18 protein-coding genes are annotated in these 20,793 nt (G+C 71.1%); 11 read left to right on the forward strand and 7 right to left on the reverse strand.

Features of this window, described 5'->3' with window-relative positions; all coding sequences use genetic code 11:
* Positions 1-37: 37 nt before the first annotated feature.
* Complete coding sequence (locus tag AOQ53_RS22860) at positions 38-325, forward strand: hypothetical protein (RefSeq protein ID WP_059420008.1); 288 nt, start codon at positions 38-40, stop codon at positions 323-325.
* Positions 326-461: 136 nt separating this feature from the next.
* Here AOQ53_RS22860 and AOQ53_RS22865 read toward each other — a convergent pair whose 3' ends face one another.
* The gene (locus tag AOQ53_RS22865) at positions 462-1,040 is read right to left on the reverse strand and encodes a TetR/AcrR family transcriptional regulator (protein ID WP_059420010.1); all 579 of its coding nucleotides are present in this window, start codon (positions 1,038-1,040) and stop codon (positions 462-464) included.
* 157 nt (positions 1,041-1,197) lie between these two features.
* Between AOQ53_RS22865 and AOQ53_RS22870 the strand changes: the two genes are divergently transcribed.
* Complete coding sequence (locus tag AOQ53_RS22870; RefSeq protein ID WP_059420011.1) at positions 1,198-2,640, forward strand: FAD-dependent monooxygenase; 1,443 nt, start codon at positions 1,198-1,200, stop codon at positions 2,638-2,640.
* A gap of 64 nt (positions 2,641-2,704) precedes the next feature.
* Here the strand turns inward: AOQ53_RS22870 and AOQ53_RS22875 are convergent, their stop codons facing one another.
* Positions 2,705-3,223 (reverse strand): MarR family winged helix-turn-helix transcriptional regulator, encoded by a 519-nt coding sequence (locus tag AOQ53_RS22875; protein WP_059420013.1) that lies wholly within the window; start codon positions 3,221-3,223, stop codon positions 2,705-2,707.
* 106 nt (positions 3,224-3,329) lie between these two features.
* On the opposite strand from AOQ53_RS22875, the gene AOQ53_RS22880 reads away from it, so the two are divergent.
* A complete protein-coding gene (locus AOQ53_RS22880; RefSeq protein WP_059420014.1) occupies positions 3,330-4,328 on the forward strand; it encodes an EamA family transporter in 999 nt (332 codons plus the stop codon).
* 13 nt (positions 4,329-4,341) lie between these two features.
* Here the strand turns inward: AOQ53_RS22880 and AOQ53_RS22885 are convergent, their stop codons facing one another.
* Positions 4,342-4,920, reverse strand: coding sequence for a TetR/AcrR family transcriptional regulator (locus AOQ53_RS22885; protein ID WP_059420015.1), 579 nt, complete (start codon positions 4,918-4,920; stop codon positions 4,342-4,344).
* A gap of 69 nt (positions 4,921-4,989) precedes the next feature.
* On the opposite strand from AOQ53_RS22885, the gene AOQ53_RS22890 reads away from it, so the two are divergent.
* Positions 4,990-5,583: a dihydrofolate reductase family protein gene (locus AOQ53_RS22890; RefSeq protein WP_059420017.1), complete on the forward strand. Its 594-nt coding sequence runs from the start codon at positions 4,990-4,992 to the stop codon at positions 5,581-5,583.
* A 98-nt stretch (positions 5,584-5,681) separates the two neighbouring features.
* Here AOQ53_RS22890 and pepN read toward each other — a convergent pair whose 3' ends face one another.
* Entirely contained in the window at positions 5,682-8,255 is a 2,574-nt protein-coding gene (gene pepN / locus AOQ53_RS22895) for an aminopeptidase N (RefSeq protein WP_059420018.1), read from the reverse strand.
* A 564-nt stretch (positions 8,256-8,819) separates the two neighbouring features.
* On the opposite strand from pepN, the gene AOQ53_RS22900 reads away from it, so the two are divergent.
* Entirely contained in the window at positions 8,820-9,302 is a 483-nt protein-coding gene (locus AOQ53_RS22900) for a DUF1203 domain-containing protein (protein WP_059420039.1), read from the forward strand.
* Here AOQ53_RS22900 and AOQ53_RS22905 read toward each other — a convergent pair.
* Positions 9,299-10,315, reverse strand: a complete 1,017-nt coding sequence (locus tag AOQ53_RS22905; RefSeq protein ID WP_059420020.1) for an aspartate-semialdehyde dehydrogenase — start codon at positions 10,313-10,315, stop codon at positions 9,299-9,301. The two genes, AOQ53_RS22900 and AOQ53_RS22905, sit on opposite strands and share 4 nt — an antisense overlap.
* 338 nt (positions 10,316-10,653) lie before the next feature.
* On the opposite strand from AOQ53_RS22905, the gene AOQ53_RS22910 reads away from it, so the two are divergent.
* The 3 genes from AOQ53_RS22910 (at position 10,654) to AOQ53_RS44815 (ending at position 12,319) form a co-directional block, all read left to right on the forward strand.
* Positions 10,654-11,190, forward strand: coding sequence for an RNA polymerase sigma factor (locus tag AOQ53_RS22910; protein WP_059420040.1), 537 nt, complete (start codon positions 10,654-10,656; stop codon positions 11,188-11,190).
* A gap of 1 nt (position 11,191) precedes the next feature.
* Complete coding sequence (locus AOQ53_RS22915; protein ID WP_059420021.1) at positions 11,192-11,914, forward strand: hypothetical protein; 723 nt, start codon at positions 11,192-11,194, stop codon at positions 11,912-11,914.
* Positions 11,915-12,157: 243 nt separating this feature from the next.
* Positions 12,158-12,319 carry a hypothetical protein gene (locus AOQ53_RS44815; protein WP_167745756.1) on the forward strand — a complete coding sequence of 54 codons (162 nt, stop codon included), beginning with the start codon at positions 12,158-12,160 and terminating at the stop codon, positions 12,317-12,319.
* A 66-nt stretch (positions 12,320-12,385) separates the two neighbouring features.
* Here the strand turns inward: AOQ53_RS44815 and AOQ53_RS22920 are convergent, their stop codons facing one another.
* A complete protein-coding gene (locus AOQ53_RS22920; protein WP_059420022.1) occupies positions 12,386-15,679 on the reverse strand; it encodes a S8 family serine peptidase in 3,294 nt (1,097 codons plus the stop codon).
* Positions 15,680-15,898: 219 nt separating this feature from the next.
* Between AOQ53_RS22920 and AOQ53_RS22925 the strand changes: the two genes are divergently transcribed.
* The 3 genes from AOQ53_RS22925 (at position 15,899) to AOQ53_RS22935 (ending at position 19,587) form a co-directional block, all read left to right on the forward strand.
* Positions 15,899-16,366, forward strand: a complete 468-nt coding sequence (locus AOQ53_RS22925) for an NUDIX hydrolase (RefSeq protein WP_236711759.1) — start codon at positions 15,899-15,901, stop codon at positions 16,364-16,366.
* Positions 16,367-16,597: 231 nt separating this feature from the next.
* A complete protein-coding gene (locus AOQ53_RS22930) occupies positions 16,598-18,355 on the forward strand; it encodes a TIGR03767 family metallophosphoesterase (protein ID WP_059420026.1) in 1,758 nt (585 codons plus the stop codon).
* A gap of 92 nt (positions 18,356-18,447) precedes the next feature.
* Positions 18,448-19,587, forward strand: coding sequence for a serine hydrolase domain-containing protein (locus AOQ53_RS22935; RefSeq protein ID WP_059420027.1), 1,140 nt, complete (start codon positions 18,448-18,450; stop codon positions 19,585-19,587).
* A gap of 29 nt (positions 19,588-19,616) precedes the next feature.
* Here AOQ53_RS22935 and AOQ53_RS22940 read toward each other — a convergent pair whose 3' ends face one another.
* On the reverse strand, positions 19,617-20,657 hold the full coding sequence (locus AOQ53_RS22940; RefSeq protein ID WP_059420028.1) for a hypothetical protein: 1,041 nt from the start codon (positions 20,655-20,657) through the stop codon (positions 19,617-19,619).
* Between the last annotated feature and the right edge of the window lie 136 nt (positions 20,658-20,793).

The raw sequence follows: 20,793 nt of genomic DNA on the forward strand, positions 1-20,793 counted from the left end.
CGCGCGGCCCCGACCGGCGTTGGATACTTTTGGCACCGTGGACAAGAAGAACGCCCTGCGCGCCGGCGCCCTGGCCGCCGGTACGACGCTGATGATGCTGCTCATGTCGTCGCCCGCCTCCGCGCTCACGCGCGACGACGGTGACGACCCCGGTCCGGGCCTGAGCGTCATCGAGACGCTGGGCCTCTTCGTCGTGGCCCCGATCGTGCTGTACCTGGTCATCCACGGTCTGGTGATGATCGGCGACAAGTCGCACAAGCAGAAGGACCCGACCAGCTCCAACATCAGGACCAAGGCCGACGCGAAGGCCGACGCCAAGGCCTGACCAGGGCTCCCTTCGAGTCCGTCACGCACCTTTTCCGAGGGCGCCGTCCCCCGCCGTACGTACGCGCATGCCGTCGTACGGCGCCCGGGGCGGCGCCCTCGGCTTTCCCGGTGGCCGGCCGGGAATCGGCCGGGAGTCAGGGATTCGGTGCCGTCAGATAGCGCTGCACCGTCGGCGCCAGCCACGCCACGATCTCCTGGCGGCTGAGCGCCACGGCCGGCGGGAGGCGCAGGACGTACCGGGTGAGCGCCATCCCGAGCAGCTGCGTGGCGGTGAGCGCGGCCCGCACCGGGACCTGCTCGGGGTCGGGGCACGCCTGGCGGGCGACCGGAAGCAGCTGCTCCTGGAAGATGCCCTGCATGCGCTCGGCCCCGGCCTGGTTGGTGGCACCGACCCGGAGCAGGGCCGTGAGCACCTCGTTGTCCTCCCACATGGCGAGGAAGTGGGTCACGAGGGCGGACCCGACCTCGTCCCGGGGCAGCGGGCCCAGGTCGGGCAGCTTCAGATCGACGGCGACGGCGGCCGCGAACAGGCCCTCCTTGCTGCCGTAGTACCGCATCACCATGGACGGGTCGATGCCCGCGTCCCGCGCGATGGTGCGGATGGTGGCGCGCTCGTAGCCGTCGGCGGCGAAACGCTCGCGGGCGGCGTGGAGGATGGCGGCGCGGGTGGTGTCCGAGCGCCTGGAGGGGGCGGTGGGCTTGTTGTCGGGCATGCCAACGAGCGTAGGTCAACATGTGTAGGCCAACAAGCGTTGACGGAGTGGATGTGCGGTTCTACATTGGTCAACGACCGTTGGTCAACGACTGTTGGCAAACGAGTGTTGGCCAACGGTCATCGACCAACATGTGTTGGCCTATAGGGAGGCCCTGATGAGCGACACCACCCGCACCGTGATCGTCGTCGGTTCCGGCCCCACCGGCCTGCTCCTGGCCGGCGACCTGGCCACCGCCGGCGTCCCCGTCACCGTCGTCGAGAAGCGCCCGCACGGGATCAGCAACCTCTCCCGCGCGTTCGTCCTGCACGCCCGCACACTGGAGCAGTTCGACGCCCGAGGGCTGGCCGGTGAAGTGGAGGCCGTCGGCCGGCGGCTCGGCCGGTTCCGCCTCTACGGCCGGCTCAGCCTCGACCTCTCCGCGCTTCCCTCCCGCTTCAACCACCTCCTCGTCCTTCCGCAGTACGAGGTGGAGAAGGTCCTGGAGCGGCGGGCGCTGGAGGCCGGGGCGCGGTTCCGGTACGAGACCGAGGTGACAGGTCTGACGCAGGACGCGGAGGGCGTGACGGTCGAGGTCCGCGGGCCAGACGGAGGCACGGAGACGCTGCGCGCGGCGTACGTCGTCGGCGCCGACGGGATGCGCAGCACGGTGCGGAACGCCATCGGGCTGCCGTTCCCCGGCCGCTCCGTGATCCGCTCCGTCATGCTCGCGGACGTACGGGTGACCGAGGAACCCGGGGAACTGCTCACCTTCGACGCCGTCGGCGACGCCTTCGCCTTCCTCGTCCCCTTCGGCGACGGCTACCACCGCGTCGTCTGCTGGGACCGCGGCCGCGAGCTCCCCGACGACGCGCCGGTCGGACTCGACGAGATCAGGGAGACCACCCGGCGCGCCCTCGGCCGTGACTTCGGCATGCACGACCCCCGCTGGATGTCCCGCTTCCACAGCGACGAGCGGCAGGCACCCTCCTATCGCGTCGGCCGCGTCCTCCTCTCCGGTGACGCCGCACACGTCCACACCCCGGCCGGCGCCCAGGGCATGAACACCGGCCTCCAGGACGCGGCCAACCTGAGCTGGAAGCTGGCCGCCGTCCTCAACGGGCACGCGGCCGACACGCTCCTCGACACCTACCAGGCCGAACGGCACCCCGTCGGCAGGACGGTGCTGCGCAGCAGCGGCGGCATCGTGCGTGCCGCCATGGCCCGGCGGCCCTGGACGATTGGCCTGCGCACCGCCTTCGCCGCCTTCCTCGACACCGTCGGCCCGGCCCGCCGCAAGGCGCTCGGCCAGGTCACCGGCATCGGCTACCGCTACCCCGCGCCCCGCGGCTCCCACCGCTTCACCGGCCTCCGCGTCCCGGACGTCGCCCTGGCCGGAGGCGGTCGTCTCCACGAGGCGATGCGGGGCGGCCGGTTCGTGCTGATCACCCCGGAGCCGTACAAGGCCGGGGCCGGCCGTGAGGACCGGCTGGCCGTGGAGCGCTGGGCGAGCGACCGCCGTACGACCGTGCTGGTACGGCCCGACGGGTACGCGGCATGGGCGGCCGACTCGGCGGACGTCCGGGCGATCGAGGCGGCCGTCGCCGCCCACGTGGGGTAGCGCATCGGCGGGTCGGCACCGGCACCGGCCGGTCAGGTCACCGGCGAATGCGTCGGACGCCGGCTCAGTCCTGCCGGTCCTCCGTCGTCCGGAGCAACTGCCTGAGCAGCTCCGCCAGTTGTCCGGCCTGCTCGGCGTCCAGGCCGGACAGCGCCTCCGTCTGGACGGCGAGTCCGGCGCCGACCGCCTCGTCGATCAGCTCCAGGCCCTTATCGGTGAGCGTGACCTTCAGGCCACGGCGGTCGTGCGGGTCGGGGGAGCGGCGCAGCAGGCCGGCGCGCTCCAGCCTGTCGAGGCGGCCCGTCATTCCTCCCGTCGTGAGCATCAGCGTGGCCGAGAGCTGCCGGGGCGAGAGCGTGTAGGGCTCGCCGGCGCGGCGCAGGGTCGCCAGGACGTCGAACTCCCCGCGGCCGATCCCGAACCGCGCGTACGCCTTCTCCGTCCGGTCGCCCATCGCGCGGGAGAGCCGGTAGATGCGGCCGAAGACCTCCATGGCGGCGGTGTCGAGGTCGGGCCGCACGGTCGCCCACTGGTCGATGATCGCGTCGACGGGGTCCTTGCGCTGCTCGGGGCGTTCGCTCATGGCACGAGTATCCGACGGCTCCGGGTCGCCCGCAAGAAAGTGGCTTGACGGCAAGTGGCTTAGCGCTAAGCTACTTGTCACTGACCTACTCCGAAGGGTGCGACTCATGCGTCCCCAGGCCGCGCACCGCGCCACACTCACCGCCCTCACGGCCCTCGCCCCCGTCTCCTGGGGCACCACCTACGCCGTCACCACCGAGTTCCTCCCGCCCGACCGTCCCCTGTTCACCGGCCTCCTGCGCGCCCTGCCCGCCGGTCTGCTCCTGCTGGCCCTCGCGCGGGTGCTGCCGCGCGGTGCCTGGTGGTGGAAGTCGGTGGTGCTGGGCGCGCTGAACATCGGCGCCTTCTTCCCGCTGCTGTTCCTCTCCGCATACCGGCTGCCCGGCGGCATGGCGGCGGTCGTCGGCTCGGTCGGCCCGCTGTTCGTGGTCGGCCTCTCGGCCCTGTTGCTGGGGCAGCGGCCGTCGCCGCGCACGCTGCTCACCGGGGTCGCGGCGGCGTTCGGCGTCAGCCTGGTCGTGCTCCAGGCAGCCGGGGCGCTGGATGTGCTGGGCGTGCTGGCGGCCTTCGCCTCCACCGCGTCCATGTCCGCCGGCATCGTGCTCACCAAGCGGTGGGGACGCCCCGAGGGCGTCGGCCCGCTGGCCCTCACCGGCTGGCAGCTGACCGCGGGAGGCCTGCTCATCGCGCCCCTCGCCGTCCTCGTCGAAGGCGCACCGCCGGCGCTGGACGGCCGGGCGGTCGGCGGCTACCTCTACCTCGCCCTGGCGAACACGGCGGTCGCGTACTGGCTGTGGTTCCGCGGCATCGGCCGCCTCACCGCCACCCAGGCCACCTTCCTCGGTCCGCTCTCCCCGCTGACCGCGGCCGTGGTCGGCTGGGCGGCGCTCGGTCAGACGCTGACACCGGTGCAACTGGCGGGCATGGCGCTGGCGTTCGGAGCGACGGTGGCGGGGCAGATCGGGCCGCGGCGGAAGCCGTCGGGCTCGGAAGCGGTCCGGGGAACCTCTGGCGGGCCAGTCCTCGGTTCTCCTGGAAGGAAGGCCCCAAGGGATCCGATGGACGTGACAGGTCAGGGCGTGACAGGTCCGGCGCTGCGGCGGTAGGTCCCGCTTCCGCTCATTCCGCCGCCACGATTCGCTTGACCGCGGCCGTCACCAGCTGTTCGCGCTCGGCCTCCGTGAAGACGTCCGGCAGGGTGAGCTGCTCGACGATCAGCCAGTTCAGGGTCAAAATGAGCAGTTTGACGGCCATGGCGTCGCCGGGGAGGCCGGAGGCCTCGTGGTAGGCGACGTTGGCGTCGACGTCGGCCCGGACCCGTTCGGTGAGGACCTTGCGCAGTTCGGGGCGGCGGGTAGCTTCCAGCCGGAGTTCGAGCAGTGCGAGGTAGCCGGTGCGGAAGGAAGCGACGCGGCTGACGAGTTCGCGCATCAGCTCCACATAGGTTTCCCGGTCGCGGCCGGCCGCGCGCTGGCGGGCGATGGTGGCCTCGTCGGGCTGGAGCCGCTCGTAGACACGGGCGCCGGCCTGGGTGAGCAGGTCGTCGCGGTTGGCGAAGTAGTTGGACGCGGTGCCGGCGGGTACGGCGGCCTCGGTGTCCACCGCCCGGAACGTCAGGCCCCGTGCGCCTTCTCTGGCCAGCACCTCGATCGCCGCGTCGACGAGGGCGGCACGCCGCTGTTCGTTCCGTCTGACCATTGACACCACTCCACTCGTAGTACTACGTTCAAACCACTTCAAGCAGAGTACTACATGTGGAGTTACCTGATGCGAAAGCTCGTGTACTACGTCGCTGTCACGCTCGACGGCCGCATCGCCGGGCCGGGCGGCGAGTACGACTTCTTCCCCGCCGGTGACGAACAGCAGACCGCCGCCTACAGCGCCTGGACCAACACCCTGTACCCCGAGACCGTCCCGACCGCCTACCGCGCCGCCGTCGGCCTCGCCGACGCACCCAACCGGCACTTCGACACCGTCGTCATGGGCCTCGGCACCTACCGCCCCGCCCTCGACAACGGAATCACCAGTCCGTACGCGCACCTGCGCCAGTACGTGGTGTCCAGCACCCTCGAATCCGATACCGACCCGGCCGTCACCGTCGTCCCGGGCGACCCGCTCGCCCTCGTCCGCGAGCTCAAGCAGGAGGAAGGCACCGGCTTGGACGTCTGGCTCTGCGGCGGCGGCAAGCTCGCGGGCACCCTGCTGCCCGAGATCGACGAACTGGTGATCAAGAACTACCCGGTGGCCGCGGGCGCCGGCGTCCCGGCCTTCGACGGCGCCTTCGACCCCACGGTCTTCGACGTCGCCGAACGCACCGCCTTTCCCAACGGCGTCACTCTCACCCACCTCATCCGCCGCTAGCGGGTGTCCGCAAAGTCCCGCCTGCTCCGGGACCGCCCCCGGCACGGACAAGGGGCGCCCGGCACTGCGCCGGGCGCCCCTCATCGCCGTACGGTCGACTACTGCGCCGCCGCGTCCGCCGCCTGCGCCCTCAGTGCGCGCTCCACGCCCGCGCGCGACTCCGACACCAGCCGTCGCAGGGCCGCGTTCGGCTCGGCGGAGGTCAGCCAGGCGTCCGTCTTGTCCAGGGTCTCCCGGGAGACCTGGACCGTCGGGTAGAGGCCGACGGCGATCTGCTGGGCCATCTCGTGGGAGCGGGACTCCCAGATGTCCTTGACCACCTCGAAGTAGCGGTCCGCGTACGGGGCGAGCAGGTCGCGCTGGTCGGTCTGGACGAAGCCGGCGATGACCGCCTCCTGCGCGGCGTTCGGCAGCTTGTCGGAGTCGACGACCGACGCCCACGCCTCCGCCTTGGCCTCCGGGGTCGGCCGGGCCGCGCGGGCCGTGGCGGCGTGGCGCTCACCGGCGGCCGTACGGTCACGGTCGTACTCGCCCGCGATCTCCGTCTCGTCGAACCGGCCCACCGCCGCGAGCCGCTGCACGAACGCCCAGCGCAGCTCCGTGTCGACGACCAGGCCCTCGATGGTCTTCGAGCCGTCCAGCAGGGCGTCCAGCAGGTCCAGCTGCTCGGGCGTGCGGGCCGTCGCGGCGAACGCGCGCGCCCACGCCAGCTGGTGGTCGCTGCCCGGCGCCGCCGCCCGCAGATGGGCCAGTGTCGCGTCGGTCCAGCGGGCCAGCAGCGCCTCGCGGGCGGCCGGGTCGGCGTACAGGTCGACCGCCAGCTTCACCTGGCGGTGCAGCGACTGCACGACGCCGATGTCGGACTCCTTGCCGATGCCGGACAGCACCAGCGAGAGGTAGTCGCGGGCCGCGAGCTCGGCGTCGCGGGTCATGTCCCAGGCCGACGCCCAGCACAGGGCGCGGGGGAGGGAGGACTCGAAGTCGCCGAGGTGTTCCGTGACGACGGCCAGGGACTGCTCGTCCAGGCGGACCTTCGCGTAGGACAAGTCGTCGTCGTTGAGCAGGACCACGGCCGGGCGGCGCTTGCCCACCAGCTGCGGTACGGGCGTCAGCTCGCCGTCCACGTCCAGCTCGATCCGCTCGTCGCGGACCAGCTTGCCGCTGGCGTCGTCGAGTTCGTACAGGCCGACGGCGATCCGGTGCGGGCGCAGCATCGGCTCGCCCTTGGCGCCCGCGGGCAGGGCCGGGGCCTCCTGGCGGATGGCGAAGGAGGTGACGACACCGTCCGCGTCCGTCTCGACCTCCGGGCGCAGGATGTTGATGCCGGCCGCCTGGAGCCACTTCTCCGACCACGTCTTCAGGTCGCGGCCGGAGGTCTCCTCCAGGGCGCCCAGCAGGTCGGACAGGCGCGTGTTGCCGTAGGCGTGGCGCTTGAAGTAGGCCTGCACGCCCCGGAAGAACTCGTCCATGCCGACGTAGGCGACGAGCTGCTTCAGGACGCTGGCGCCCTTGGCGTACGTGATGCCGTCGAAGTTGACCAGGACGTCGTCCAGGTCCCGGATCTCGGCCATGATCGGGTGCGTGGAGGGCAGCTGGTCCTGCCGGTAGGCCCAGGTCTTCATGGAGTTGGCGAAGGTGGTCCACGCGTGCGGCCACCGGCTCCCGGGCGCGTGCGCCTGGCAGGCGATCGAGGTGTACGTGGCGAACGACTCGTTCAGCCACAGGTCGTTCCACCACTCCATGGTGACCAGGTCGCCGAACCACATGTGGGCCAGCTCGTGCAGGATGGTCTCCGCGCGTACCTCGTACGCCGCGTCCGTCACCTTCGACCGGAACACGTACTGGTCGCGGATGGTCACCGCGCCCGCGTTCTCCATCGCGCCCGCGTTGAACTCCGGCACGAACAGCTGGTCGTACTTCTTGAACGGGTACGTGTAGTCGAACTTCTCCTGGAACCACTCGAAGCCCTGCCGGGTCACCTCGAAGATGGCGTCCGAGTCGAGGTACTCGGCGAGCGAGGGGCGGCAGTAGATGCCGAGCGGGACGGACTGGCCGTCCTTCTCGTACACGCTGTGCACGGAGTGGTACGGGCCGACGATGAGCGCCGTGATGTACGTCGAGATGCGCGGCGTCGGCTCGAACACCCAGACGCTGCCCTGGGGTTCGGGGGTGGGCGAGTTGGAGACGACGGTCCAGCCCTCCGGCGCCTTCACGGTGAACTGGAAGGTCGCCTTCAGGTCCGGCTGCTCGAAGCTCGCGAACACCCGCCGGGCGTCCGGCACCTCGAACTGGGTGTAGAGGTAGGCCTGGTCGTCGACCGGGTCGACGAAACGGTGCAGGCCCTCACCGGTGTTGGTGTACGCGCAGTCGGCGACCACCCGGAGGATGTTGCGGCCCTCCAGCAGGCCGCGCAGGGCGATCCGGGAGTCCGCGAAGACCTCGGCGGGGTCGAGGGAGTCCCCGTTGAGGGTCACCTCGTGCACGGCCGGGGCCACCAGGTCGATGAACGACTCCGCCCCGTTCTCCGAGACGTCGAAGCGCACCGTGGTCGCGGACCGGTAGGTGCCGCCCTCCTGCGCGCCGGAGAGGTCGAGTTCGATCTCGTACGAGTCAACGGCGAGCAGCTTCGCCCGCTGCTGCGCCTCCTCGCGGGTCAGGTTTGTGCCAGGCACGCGGTCATCTCCTCGGTATGGGTGGGTTGCGTCATCTTTCCACGGCAGCTTGGCATCGGGCGACGACCTGAGGGTTCCCGGGGGACACCGCTTGCGCGGCGACGGTCCGCGCGAATTCCCGCGCCAGGGCGCGGGAACGATCAGCACCCTGCTGGTCGGTTCGGCGAGGCTGGGCACGGTCGTCCTGCTGCTGATCCCGGCGGCGGGCTCACTCGCCGGCTCGACGCTGCTGCTCGCCTTCCGGGGCCTGGGTACGGGGGTGTCTCGATCCCCGCCCGGAACTGGCTGTCAGCCGATCGCGCTGGGCGTTCACCGGGGATCGCGCCGGGCGTTCACCGGGAGCCGCCGCGCTGCGGCTCGGCGCGGGCCGTGCCCTTGTCGCCCTGCCGGCCCGGCCGGACGCGCGGCCGACGTACTCGGCCCGACGGCGGTGCTCCGCGTGCGCGGCGGCCTGCCGCTCCCGGCCCTGCCCGCGGCCGTACGGGCCGTGCGGCCCGGGACAGGGGCAACGCGACGTCCGGATCCCGCCGGTCCGCAGAGCCCGGACGAGCAAACCTGATGACCATGACGACGACGTACACGGCACGCCCCATCGACCCGCACACCCTGAAGAACCTGCGCACGGCCGACGACGCGGACCGCGCACCGGCCCCCTTCACCGACACCGAGGGCGGCGCCCCCCTCCGCTGCTGCCTGCGCCGCGGCGAACCGGGCGAACGCATCGCCCTGGTCTCCTACGCCCCACTGCGCCGCTGGGCGGCCGACAGGGGCGTCGATCCCGGCGCCTACGACGAACAGGGCCCCGTCTTCATCCACTCCGAGGAGTGCGCGGGCCCGGACGCCGAAGCCGCCCTCCCCTTCACCGATGCCCACCGCACGGTCCGCCGCTACTCCGCCGAGGGCCGCATCCTGGGCGGCCGGCTGGTCGAGGAACCGGCTGCCTTCGAGCGAGCGCTCGGGGAAGCGTTCGACGACCCGGCCGTGGCGCTCGTCCACGTCCGGGCCGTCGAGTACGGCTGTTTCCTCTACGAGGTGCGCAGGGGCTAGCCCTTCAGCTCGGCCGCCACCAGTTCCGCGATCTGGACCGCGTTCAGGGCCGCGCCCTTGCGGAGGTTGTCGTTGGAGACGAAGAGGGCCAGACCGTTGTCCACCGTCTCGTCGCGGCGGATGCGGCCGACGTACGACGGGTCCTTGCCGGCGGCCTGGAGGGGGGTGGGGATGTCGGAGAGCTCGACGCCCGGGGCGTCCTTCAGCAGCTCCGTCGCGCGCTCCGGCGAGATCGGGCGGGCGAAGCGGGCGTTGACCTGGAGGGAGTGGCCGGAGAAGACCGGGACGCGCACGCAGGTGCCGGAGACCTTCAGCTCGGGGATCTCCAGGATCTTGCGGGACTCGTTGCGGAGCTTCTGCTCCTCGTCGGTCTCGTTCAGACCGTCGTCGACGATCGAGCCCGCCAGCGGCAGTACGTTGAAGGCGATGGGGCGCTTGTAGACGCCCGGCTCGGGGAAGTCGACCGCCTCGCCGTCGTGCGTGAGCTTGTCCGCCTCGGCGACGACCTTCTGCGCCTGGTCGTGCAGCTCGGCGACGCCCGCGAGGCCGGAGCCGGAGACCGCTTGGTACGTGGCGACGACCAGGGCTTCCAGGCCCGCCTCCTCGTGCAGCGGACGCAGCACCGGCATCGCGGCCATCGTCGTGCAGTTCGGGTTGGCGATGATGCCCTTGGGGCGGTTCTTGATCGCGTGCGGGTTCACCTCGGAGACGACCAGGGGCACCTCCGGGTGCTTGCGCCACGCCGAGGAGTTGTCGATCACGACCGCGCCCTGGGAGGCGACCTTCTCGGCCAGCGCCTTGGACGTGGCACCGCCCGCGGAGAACAGCACGATGTCCAGGCCGGTGTAGTCGGCGGTCGCCGCGTCCTCCACCGTCACACCGTCCAGCTCCGAGCCCGCCGAGCGGGCCGAGGCGAACAGGCGCAGCTCCGTGATCGGGAAGTTCCGTTCCTTGAGGATCCTGCGCATGACCGTGCCCACCTGTCCGGTGGCTCCGACGATTCCGACCCTCACGGTGACTCCCTCTCCTGCGTCTCTTCACGTGCTCGTTGCTTGGCCGAGGCTTTTCCATCATGCGGCCGACCACGGCCCGCCTGTCCACTTCTTTCCCCGGTCTGCCCGGGGAGTGGGACGACGTGTCCCGTTCCATGGTTGCGGACATCCGGCGCCCACCCCCGCTGAGCTGGAGAAATTCGTTTGCCGGGGGGCATACGCCGCAAGGTCGCCTGCCCCTGTTGGTCTCGGCCACACGGGAGTGTGACGTACGCCTCTGTCGCCCGCCGGAAAAAGGACCGAACGTTCCGGGCGGTGCCGGCGTCGTAGGAGAAACACGGTGAGGGGGGTGGCTTGTGCTGCTGCGCGGAAGGGCCCGGCGCGGCCGGGAGGCGCACGCCGGCACCGGCGACGATCCGCTGGACGCGGCACAGGAGCGCCGGGTGCGGGCGGTGCTCGCGCTGGGCGGGGTGCCGCAGGCGGACCTGCCGGACGGGGTACAGCAGGTCCGCCTGCGGCTGCTGGAGCGGGCCGCGAGCGGCCGGGAGGCGCCGCGGGACGTATCGGCGTGGGCGGCGGTGGTCGCGTCCAACCTGGCCATGGACTGGCACCGGGCCAAGCGCCGCCAGGAGCGCCTCGGGGAGCGGCTCGCCGCCCTGCGGCAGCTGGAGCACCCCTCCGGCGAGGACACCAGCGTGCTGTCCGTCGCCGTCGCCCAGGGCCTGGACGAGCTGCCCGACGCCCAGCGGCAGGTCGTCGTGCTGCGCTTCTACGCCGACCTGCCGGTCCGGTCCATCGCCGAGCAGCTCGGCGTCCCCGAGGGCACGGTCAAGAGCAGGCTGCACACGGCGGTACGGGCCCTGCGCGCCCGCCTGCACGAGGACGAGGTGGTGTGACATGCCCGCCCAGCACGAGCGGAACACCGGTGCGGACCCGCTGATGGCCGCGATCACGGGGGAGCCGCTGACGGACGCCGCCCTCTCGGACGAGCACAGCGCTGCGGTGGCCGATGTGGCGCTGCTGCGCCGGCACCTGCGCATCCTGGGGGACGCGCTCGCCGAACCGGCGCCGGTGCACGATCTCGTGCAGACACCCGACCCCGCTCCGCTACGGCCGCCCCGGTCCCGGCGCCGGCCCTTCGCCCTGGCCCTCGGTGCCGTCGGGGTGGCCGCCGCTGCCGTCCTCTTCGCCGGCATGTCGTGGCCCGTGGTCGAGTCGGGGAGCGGCTCCAGCGACGCCACGAGCAGCGGGTCGGCCGAGTCGGACTCGGGCGCCGCGGCGTCCAGGAGCGCCGCCGGATACCTGTCGTGCTCCCGGCTCGTCGTCGAGGGCACGGTCACCGAGGTCGAGCCCCTCGCCGGTACCGGGCAGCAGCGCGTCACCCTGCGCGTGACCCGCTCTTACAAGCCGGCGAAGGCCGAGGCCGAGATCAGCTTCCTGTGGGAGAACTTCCTGGAGCCCCGCCCCCGCAAGGGCCAGCACGTGCTGGTCGGCATCCCGCGCGACACCGCCGTGGCCGACAAGTGGGTCGTCGACCGGCGCGATATCGCCGACGAACGGGCCTGGATCACCGAGGCACTGCCGCAGGCGCGCGGGCTGAAGTGCGAGGACGACGGCTGACCCCGGGGGGTATCGCCGAGGGGAACGCCGAGGGGGCGGCCACGTCAGGTACGTGCCCGCCCCTCCACATGCTTCGCGCCTACCCGATGAGGAGCCGCTTGCTGACCTTGTCCTCGGGCGCTCCTTCGGCACCGGCCTGGACCCTACGGTTGCTACGCCACCAACTACCCCTGGTCGAAGATCAAGGTCAAGGGGTCCGGTGGCACCTCCTTCACCAGTTCCAACAAGTAAGGAAGTTCCCTGGTGGTCAGGCTTCTCCTGAAGGTGCTCGCGACAGTCGCGGTGTTCGCCGGTCTGCTGGTCCTGCTCGGTAGCGGGTTCGGAACCGTGGAGATCACCGTCTGGACACTCCTGCTGGCCGCCTCTGTCGCGGTCGTGATCAAACGGCACCGATCCGTGGGGTGACGGAAGCGGGGCCGGTGCTCGTCAGAACACCGGCCCCGCTCCTTTCACACCATCCCGAACCGGTTGCTAGGGAACGGCCTTCTCGATGGTGACCGTGCTCGTACCCGCGACCGTGCCGCGGTTGTTCACGAGCTGGAGTTCACCGGAGAACTTCCGGCCCTCGGGAGCCGCGCTCTTCACCAGGACCTGGGCAGTCACCTTCGCCGACTCGCCGCTGGTCAGCTTCACAGCCTGCGAGGCGTCGACGTTCACCGCACCGAGCGAGGGCGCGAAGAACACGTCCTTGTAGTCGTACGCCGTCGATCCGGAGGGAACGGAGTAGCCGTCGACGACGATGGTGTAGGTGCCGGCCGCCGGCGCGGTCAGGCTGACCGACTCCTCGGAGTCACCGTCGGCGGACTGCCCGACGACCTTGCCGTCCTTGAGAACCGCGAGGTCGAGATCGGCCTTGGCGTCGGACACGCCCCCGATCGCCACCTCGAGACGCTCAGCCCCCTCGGGGACGGTGACGGAGGACTCCTGCGAATCGCCGTGCGCGATGGTCTTCCGGGTGATCAGGCCGGAGCCCAGAGCCCCGCCCTTCAGCCTGCCGTCGATCGCGGCGAACTTGTTGGTGACGGTCCACTCCGCGTTGACCGGAGTGCCGGTCTTCGCCTCGGCGATGGTCTTCTCCGCCGGGTCGAAGACCGCGCCGAGCACGGCGACGTCCAGCTTGTACGGGTTGTCGAGCAGCGGCGACGTACGGCGCGACTCGACCTCGATCTCCCACACGCCGGGCTTCGGGTTCGCGTAGGAACGCAGGTCCGGGCGGCAGGTGTTGGCCGGGTTCGAGTAGTTCGGGTAGCAGTTGACCGTCGACGTCGGGTCGGCCGGGACGCCGAACGGGTGGATGGAGATGAACCGGGTCTGGCTCTTGTCCTTCAGCCCGCTCATCGCGACCTCGAGCGTCTTCGCGCCCTCGGGAACGGTGACGTAGTAGTGCTGCGAGCTGTTGCGCTGCACCGAACCGGACGCGGAGAACGTGGACTTCAGCGGCGCGGAGACGACCACCGTGTGCAGGACCTGCTTGTCGATGCCCTCGGTCTTCGGGTCGTCGACCTCCAGGATCGCGCTCTTGATGCCCGCGGACTTCGGCGCGGCCTGGACCTTGACGGTGACCGGCTTGTTCAGCGGCAGCTTCACCTCGTCGGAGCCGACGATCCGGAACGTGCCGCCCGCGTTGTTCTCGAAGTGCAGCTCGTGCCGGATCGCCTTGTCGGCGCCGGACGTCCGGGTGACGGTGATCTCGTACGTCTTCTTCTGGCCGGCCTTCAGGCCGCCCTCACGGTCGTACAGGCCCGTGCCGTAGCCGGGCGTCTTGAGCTTGTCGTCCATCGCGGTGTCGACCGGCGCCTTCACCGCGTAGGCGTGGGAGGTGGCGCCGTCGCGGATCGAGTCCCAGGCGTCCTCGATGTTCATCAGGCCCGCGCCCTCCTCGTACGCCTGCACACCCTTGATGTGGTCGGCGGTCGAGGTGAGGGCCGTGCGCAGGGTCGCCGGCGTGAGCTCGATCTTCTTCTGCTTCGCGGCCGACAGCAGCAGCGCGGCGGCGCCGGCGGCCTGCGGGGAGGCCATCGAGGTGCCCTGGAGCATGCCGTAGCCGGCCGGCAGTGCGTAGCCCGCCTCGGCGACCGGCGCGCCCGGCATCCAGGTCTGGATCGTGTTGATCGCGGCACCCGGGGCGACCAGGGTCGGGGTGAAGCCGCCGTCCTCACGCGGGCCGCGCGAGGAGAACGGCATCAGCGCGTACTTCTTCTCCACGACCGAGCCGTAGTTGGCGGCCCAGGTCTCCTTGGAGACGGACGCGCCGACCGAGATGACCTTGTCGGCCAGGGCCGGGTCGCCGATGGTGTTGGTGCCGGGGCCGGAGTTGCCCGCGGAGATCACCAGCTGGACGCCGTAGGTGTCGATGAGGCGCGTGTACAGCTCGGCGCGCGCGTTGTTGCCGTCGTTCAGCGGCGGCAGGCCGCCGATGGACATGTTGACGATGTCGACGCCGCGCTTGGTGACGAGGTCCATCATGCCCTCGGTGAGCGCGACGTTGGTGCAGCCGCCTGACCAGGTGCAGGCGCGCGAGGAGACGAGCTTGGCACCCGGCGCCGCGCCGTCCATCTTGCCGCCGAACAGGCCGTTCGCGGCGGTGATGCCGGCGACGTGCGTGCCGTGCTCGGACTCGATGACGCCGATGTTGACGAAGTCGGCCCTCGCGCCGGCGCCGTTGTAGACGACGTTCTTGCGGATCTCGACGACGAACGGCTGCCGCTCGGCGACGTCGGTCTTCGGGTCGTCGGTGCCGAAGTATCCGATCTGGAAGCCGTCCTTGTACGGCTTCATCGCGGTGTCGTCACCGAAGTCGTTGTTGTTGTTCAGGTCGACCCGGACCGTGCCGGCGGCCGGGTCGTACAGCACGCCCCAGGAGTCCGTGGTGTCGCCGTCGCGGTTGGCGTCACCCGCGGCGTCACCGCCGGTGGTGTACGACTCCTTGAAGGTGCTCACCCGGTACGAGCCCGAAGGCGCCGTCCAGGTCCTGCCGTCGTGCGTGAACGTGGGGCCCGAGACCGAGGTGTCCATCCGGCGCCAGGTGTTGTCGTTGTCGACGACCGGGTCCGTCGCCGTCACCCAGTCGACGATCTTCCGCTCGCCGGTCGTGGTCTTCTGGAGTGCCGGGTGGCCCAGGTCGACGCCGGAGTCCAGGATGCCGATGGTGATGCCGCGGCCGTCCGCCTTCGGGTGGTCCTCGACGAAGTCGACCGCGCCCGTCTCGAAGGACGGGTTGTACGGGTTCTCCGCGGGGGTCTTCTTCCCCGGCGCCGGGTACGTGCCCGCGGCGGCCTCGGCGCCCTTGACGGCGTCCGCGGCCGGCGTCGGGTCGTCCAGCGGGATCTCCTCGCGCAGGTCGATGCCGTGCACGGAGGAGAGCTTGACAGCGGCGGCGATGGCCGAGTCCGCCCGGGACGTCGGGACGGTGGCGCGGACGTAGCCCAGCTTGTCGTCGGCCCGGCCCACCGCGCCGCCCTTGACCGCGTCCAGCTGCCCGGCGACCTGCTCGGTCTGCCCGGGAGCGGTGGCGATCATCATCGTGACGGTCTTGTCGCCGTCGGCCTTGGCCTCGGCGAGCAGGTCCGCGTCGCCCGAACCGAGCTTGGCGTGCGCGGACTTGACGTCGGTGTCGGCCGGGGCGGAGGCGCCCGGCTCGTCGGCGGCGAAGGCCAGGGGGACCGGTCCGGCCGCGGAGAGCGCGGCGACGAGACCGGCGGCCACGGCGACGCGCGCCGCACGTCTGCGGGCCGATATCGGCTCAGGCTGGGGGGTGTTGGTCATCGGCATCCCTTGTAGGTAAAGGAACGAGCGGGAGCGGCCGGGGCCGATCGGTCCTGGTCGCGACCGTCCGGAACGCAGGCCCGGACGATCGCACAGCTTTACGCAAGGGGAGGTTCTTTGGGGAGGGTTGACCGAATCGAAATGGATGTATGGGGAAAACCCGCGATGCGTTTTGCGGGCATGAGTCCTGAAGGCGGCGAAATCGGTTAACGTCCCGGAGTGAGACAGAAGTTGAGGGTGGCGGCCTACGCCGTATGCGTCCGTGACGGACAGATCCTGCTCGCCCGCTCCCCGGCGGCCGACGGCACCCCCGAGTGGGTCATGCCCGGCGGCGGCATGGAGCACGGCGAGGACCCCTACGACACCGTGCGGCGGGAGGTCGAGGAGGAGACCGGGTACCACATCGAGGTCACCGGACTGCTCGGCGTGGACTCCTCCCACCACACCTTCCGCGGCGGCATCGGACGTGCCGTCGACCATCACGCCGTCCGCTTCGTCTACGAGGGCCGGATCACCGGCGGCGAGCTGCGCAACGAGGTGAACGGTTCCACCGACCTCGCCGCGTGGCAGGACCTGGACGCGGTGCCCGGACTGGTCCGGGTGGGAATGGTCGACATAGCACTGCGCCTGTGGCGGGAGCGGCCGGCCACCGGACGGCTCGCCGGCCTCATGGAGGAGGTGGAATAGGTGCACTGCCCCGGAAGATGAACACCGCGTGACCGACTCCCGGCCGTTCCAGGTGCGACCGGCGACGCGCAGGGTAGTCCAAGATCCACGTACGGTGATCGGCGCTGCGCGTTGCCACCCCGTTTACGCGCAGGTCATTCCCAGTGCCAACGATCCAGTACGAGCGGGATGTTCGCGTGCCGGACATCCCGCGACCACTGCCGACGCGTTCGCACTCGGGGAGAGAAGCGCATGTCGCGCACACGCTCAGTCGCCGGCTCCGGCCAGGGCATCCACCGTCGTTCCGTCCTCGCCGCCACCGGAGCGGTCGCCCTGTCCGCGGGCGTCGGCTACGCCCTGCGGCCCAGCGACAGCCAGGCCGCCACGGGCACCAAGGAAACCACCGAGGCCGTCGCCGCCTCCTCCCGCCGGGCACCGGCCGCGCCGCTGGCCCCGTACACCAAGGGCACGACCGTGGCGTCCGTGGCCACCCCGCGCGGCTCCGGCTACCGGCGGCTGGGCGACGGACCCGGCTGGCAGCGGGTCGTGCGCTCCGACCTGGCCGCGCCCAAGTCCGGCCGCGCCGGGCGCCGTACCGCGCTCGCGGCGTTCGTCCAGCTCACCGACCTGCACATCATCGACGCCCAGCACCCGCTGCGCCTGGAGTACCTGCGCTCCGCCGACGTGCACGCCTGGCGGCCGCACGAGGCGCTGACCGTGCAGGGCGCGATCGCGCTGGTGGAGCGGATCAACGCGCTCCGCGGCGCCCCCGTCACCGGCGCCCCGCTGCACTTCGCCATGACCACCGGCGACAACACGGACAACAACGCCAAGTCCGAGCTGGAGTGGTTCCTGAAGATCATGAGCGGCGGGCGCATCACACCCAACACCGGGGACCCGCGCCGGTACGAGGGCGTCCAGAACAGCGGCCTCAAGCTGTACTGGCAGCCGGACGCCGCGGTCCGCGACAGCGACAAGCAGGTCGGCTTCCCGCACCTCGACGGCTTCCTCAAGGCCGCCATCCGAGAGGTCCAAAGCCCCGGCCTCAACCTGCCCTGGTACTCCACCGTCGGCAACCACGACTCCATGCCGATGGGTTGCTACGCCTCGCACGGCGACTCCTATCTCACCGAACTCGCCGTCGGCGGCAAGAAGCTGATGAACGTGTCCGCGGCCGAGGCGCAGCGGCTCCAGACCCTCATCAAGAAGGCCCGGGACCCCGAGGGCGTCCGCTACCACGACTTCCTCAAGACCCACGCCCGGGCCACGCGCTCGGTCACCCCCGACGAGAGCCGTGCCCCCTTCACCCCCACCGAGTACCTCCAGGCGCACCTGGACCCGGCCTACCGCGGCATCGGCCCGGCCGGCCACGGCTACTCCTCCGCCAACCTCGACACGGGCACCCAGTACTACGCCTTCCGCGTCTCCGACGACGTCATCGGCATCAGCCTGGACACCACCGACGCGGGCGGCCACTACGAAGGCTCGCTCGGCACGGCCCAGTTGAAGTGGCTCGACCGGACACTGCGGGAGAACAAGGACTCCTACGCGGTGATCTTCAGCCATCACACCAGCAAGACGATGACGAACACCCGCATCGACCCGGCCCGCCCCCACGAGCGCCGGCACAACGGCCAGGAGGTCCTCGCCCTCCTCGGCGGCCACCGCAACGTGCTCGCCTGGGTGAACGGCCACATCCACAAGAACGTCATCACCCCGCACTCGATGTCCGGCGGCGGCTCCTTCTGGGAGATCTCCACGGCCTCCCACGTCGACTACCCCCAGCTCGCCCGCATCATCGAGCTGACCGACAACAAGGACGGCACGGTCTCCCTGTTCACCACGCTCGTGGAGTCCTCGGCCCCGCACCGCACGGACTTCTCCGACCTCTCCCAGACCGGCCTCGCCGCCCTCTACCGCGAGCTGTCCCTCAACGCCCCCGGCGCGAGCACGACCCTCGGCGGCGACCCGGACGACCGCAACACCGAGCTGGTGCTGAAAAAGGGCTGAAACCCACCCAACCCGCCGCGGGCCGGTCAACTCCGGCCCGCCGACTCGGGTCCCACCTCCTGACACCGCTCGACGTGACGGGGGTACGGGACATGACCAGACGCGCACGCACGATCCTGACGGCGACGACGGCCGTGGCACTGTCGGCGGCCCTGGCGGGCCCCGCGGTCGCGGCCCCGCCCGTAGACGACCACGACGCGACCCGGCAGGCGATGCTGGCCGCGGTCGCCGACGGCGTCCCGGGCGTGACCGTAAGAGTGCAGCAGGGCCACGGCGCCTGGGCGGCCACGGGCGGAGTGGGCGACCTCGAGACGGGCAAGCCGCGTTCGACGCGGGACCACTACCGCGTCGCCAGCATCTCCAAGACGTTCGTCGCCACCGTCGTCCTGCAACTGGAGGCGGAGGGAAGGCTGTCGCTGGACGACACGGTGGAGAAGTGGCTGCCGGGCGTGGTCCGGGGCAACGGCCACGACGGCCGAAAGGTCACCCTCCGCCGGCTCCTGAACCACACCAGCGGCATCTTCGACTACCTGGCGGACGCCGGTTTCCAGCGGACGTACATGACCGCGGACGGCTTCATGAAGCACCGGTTCGACGAGGCGGCCCCCGAGGACCTGCTCGCCTTCGCCATGGCGAACGAGCCGTACTTCGCGCCGGGCAGTTCGTTCAGGTACTCCAACACGAACTACCTCCTGGCCGCGCGGGTGATCGAGAAGGCCACGGGCAACGACTACGGCGACGAGATCGAACGGCGCATCATCGCCCCCCTGCACCTGACCTCCACGTCCGTCCCCACCACCAGGGTCACCCTGCCCCGGCCCAGCGGCCGCGCCTACTCCAAGCTGGCCGAGACGGATACGGGCCCGACGTACGACGTCACGGAACTGAACGCGCGCCTGGCCTACGGCTCGGGCCAGATGGTCTCCAGCTCGGCCGATCTGAACCGCTTCTACTCGGCCCTGCTCCGCGGCAGGCTGCTGCCGCCCGAGCAACTGAGGAAGATGAAGACCACGGTCGAGTCCAGTCGGGAGACCAGCCGCTACGGCCTGGGGCTCGTCGACCGCAAGCTCAGCTGCGGCGTCCACGTCTGGGGCCACGACGGCGGCATCAGCGGCTCCGACTCGGACGCCGTGACGACCGAGGACGGCCGCCACATGCTCGCCGTCAACTTCAACGGCGACTGGTCGGGCAGCCCCCGCGCGATCATCGAGGCGGAGTTCTGCGGAAAGTAATCCCTTCTGGTCCTGCCCCTTGTCCGTCACTACCGGGGCAGTACCAGGACATGCGCGGCCGGATCGCGGTCGGCCGAGGCCATCAGGGCCGTGCGGACCACCGCCGCCTGCTGTTCCAGGGAGTCGCGGAGCTTCCTGGGCGTGATGTGGACGACGGTGATGCCGAGGCGCTCCAGGTGCTCGCGCTTGCGGGCGTACTCGGAACACAGGGCGTCGTCGTCCTGCCGGGGCGCCCGTGTGTCCAGCTCCAGCGCCACCGCCTGATCGGGCCAGTACGCGTCCAGGCCCCCGAGGTACGGGCCGCCGGGCAGGCGCAGGTCCACGTTCCAGACCGGCTCGGGCAGGCCGTACTCGCGCACCATCCGGTACAGGCGGTCCTCCGCACGCGCCCGGCCCTCGGCCAGCAGGGACTCCACCGCGTCCACCACGTGCGGACGGCTCAGCAGCCGCGCCTGGTTCAGCTCCCGCACCACCGCCGCCGGCTCGCAGTGGCCGCCGCGCACCGCCTCCGTCATCAGCCGGCGCACGATGTCGGCATCCGAGAGCTCGGCGACGGCGTCGGCCAGCGCACGGGCCGCCGGGGCCACCGGGACGCCCGCGACCTGCTCGGGGACAGGGAGCGCGGGGGTGCGGACGATGCGCGCGCAGCCTGTCGAGCGAATCCGCCGCATGCGCGGGACCAGGACGTCGAAGGCATCCAGGGACGGCAGCGGGGGCGTGGAGGAGAAGCCGTGCAGGGTCAGCGCGGCCAGGCCCGTGATCATCACCTCCGCGCAGGCGGGAGCGTGCCCCCCGCTCGCGCCGGGCTGGGCGGGGACGCCCGCGCCGCGCTCCCGCGCCGCGTACATCAGCACCGCGTGCAGCCGCTCCTCGCTGGTCGGCGGGCCCGGGTGGAGCAGGACGACGCCCGGGAGGAGCTGCTGCCAGGGTCCGCCGGGGCGGCACTGCTCGTTCGCCTCGGACGTCGTCACGCCGTGCGAGCGGAGTTGCGTGACCGTCATCACGCGGAGCCGGCGGCGGCCCGACAGGTCGTGCAGGGGGCGGGGGGAGAGCGGGGTGTTGTGGGTCATGACCCGCAATTTCCCGTGCTCCGACCGCCCTTTAACCGCTGTTACAGGTCCGTCGACAAATACGGACAACCAGGCTCTAAAGGACGAGTGTTCGGATGCCGAAAGTCCCTGGTCCGTTCGGGTGTGGACCAGGGTT

It is taken from the genome of Streptomyces azureus (assembly GCF_001270025.1).
GTDB classification, from domain to species: Bacteria; Actinomycetota; Actinomycetes; order Streptomycetales; family Streptomycetaceae; genus Streptomyces; species Streptomyces azureus.

Bases quoted from the DNA above. Each gene is read 5' to 3' on its own strand.
- AOQ53_RS22870 (WP_059420011.1), top strand. From the start codon at position 1,198: ATGAGCGACACCACCCGCACCGTGATCGTCGTCGGTTCCGGCCCCACC.
- AOQ53_RS22900 (WP_059420039.1), top strand. From the start codon at position 8,820: ATGACGACGACGTACACGGCACGCCCCATCGACCCGCACACCCTGAAG.
- AOQ53_RS22880 (WP_059420014.1), top strand. From the start codon at position 3,330: ATGCGTCCCCAGGCCGCGCACCGCGCCACACTCACCGCCCTCACGGCC.
- AOQ53_RS22915 (WP_059420021.1), top strand. From the start codon at position 11,192: ATGCCCGCCCAGCACGAGCGGAACACCGGTGCGGACCCGCTGATGGCC.
- AOQ53_RS22935 (WP_059420027.1), top strand. From the start codon at position 18,448: ATGACCAGACGCGCACGCACGATCCTGACGGCGACGACGGCCGTGGCA.
- AOQ53_RS22885 (WP_059420015.1), bottom strand. From the start codon at position 4,920: ATGGTCAGACGGAACGAACAGCGGCGTGCCGCCCTCGTCGACGCGGCG.
- AOQ53_RS22890 (WP_059420017.1), top strand. From the start codon at position 4,990: ATGCGAAAGCTCGTGTACTACGTCGCTGTCACGCTCGACGGCCGCATC.
- AOQ53_RS22920 (WP_059420022.1), bottom strand. From the start codon at position 15,679: ATGACCAACACCCCCCAGCCTGAGCCGATATCGGCCCGCAGACGTGCG.
- AOQ53_RS22940 (WP_059420028.1), bottom strand. From the start codon at position 20,657: ATGACCCACAACACCCCGCTCTCCCCCCGCCCCCTGCACGACCTGTCG.
- AOQ53_RS22875 (WP_059420013.1), bottom strand. From the start codon at position 3,223: ATGAGCGAACGCCCCGAGCAGCGCAAGGACCCCGTCGACGCGATCATC.
- AOQ53_RS22930 (WP_059420026.1), top strand. From the start codon at position 16,598: ATGTCGCGCACACGCTCAGTCGCCGGCTCCGGCCAGGGCATCCACCGT.
- AOQ53_RS22865 (WP_059420010.1), bottom strand. From the start codon at position 1,040: ATGCCCGACAACAAGCCCACCGCCCCCTCCAGGCGCTCGGACACCACC.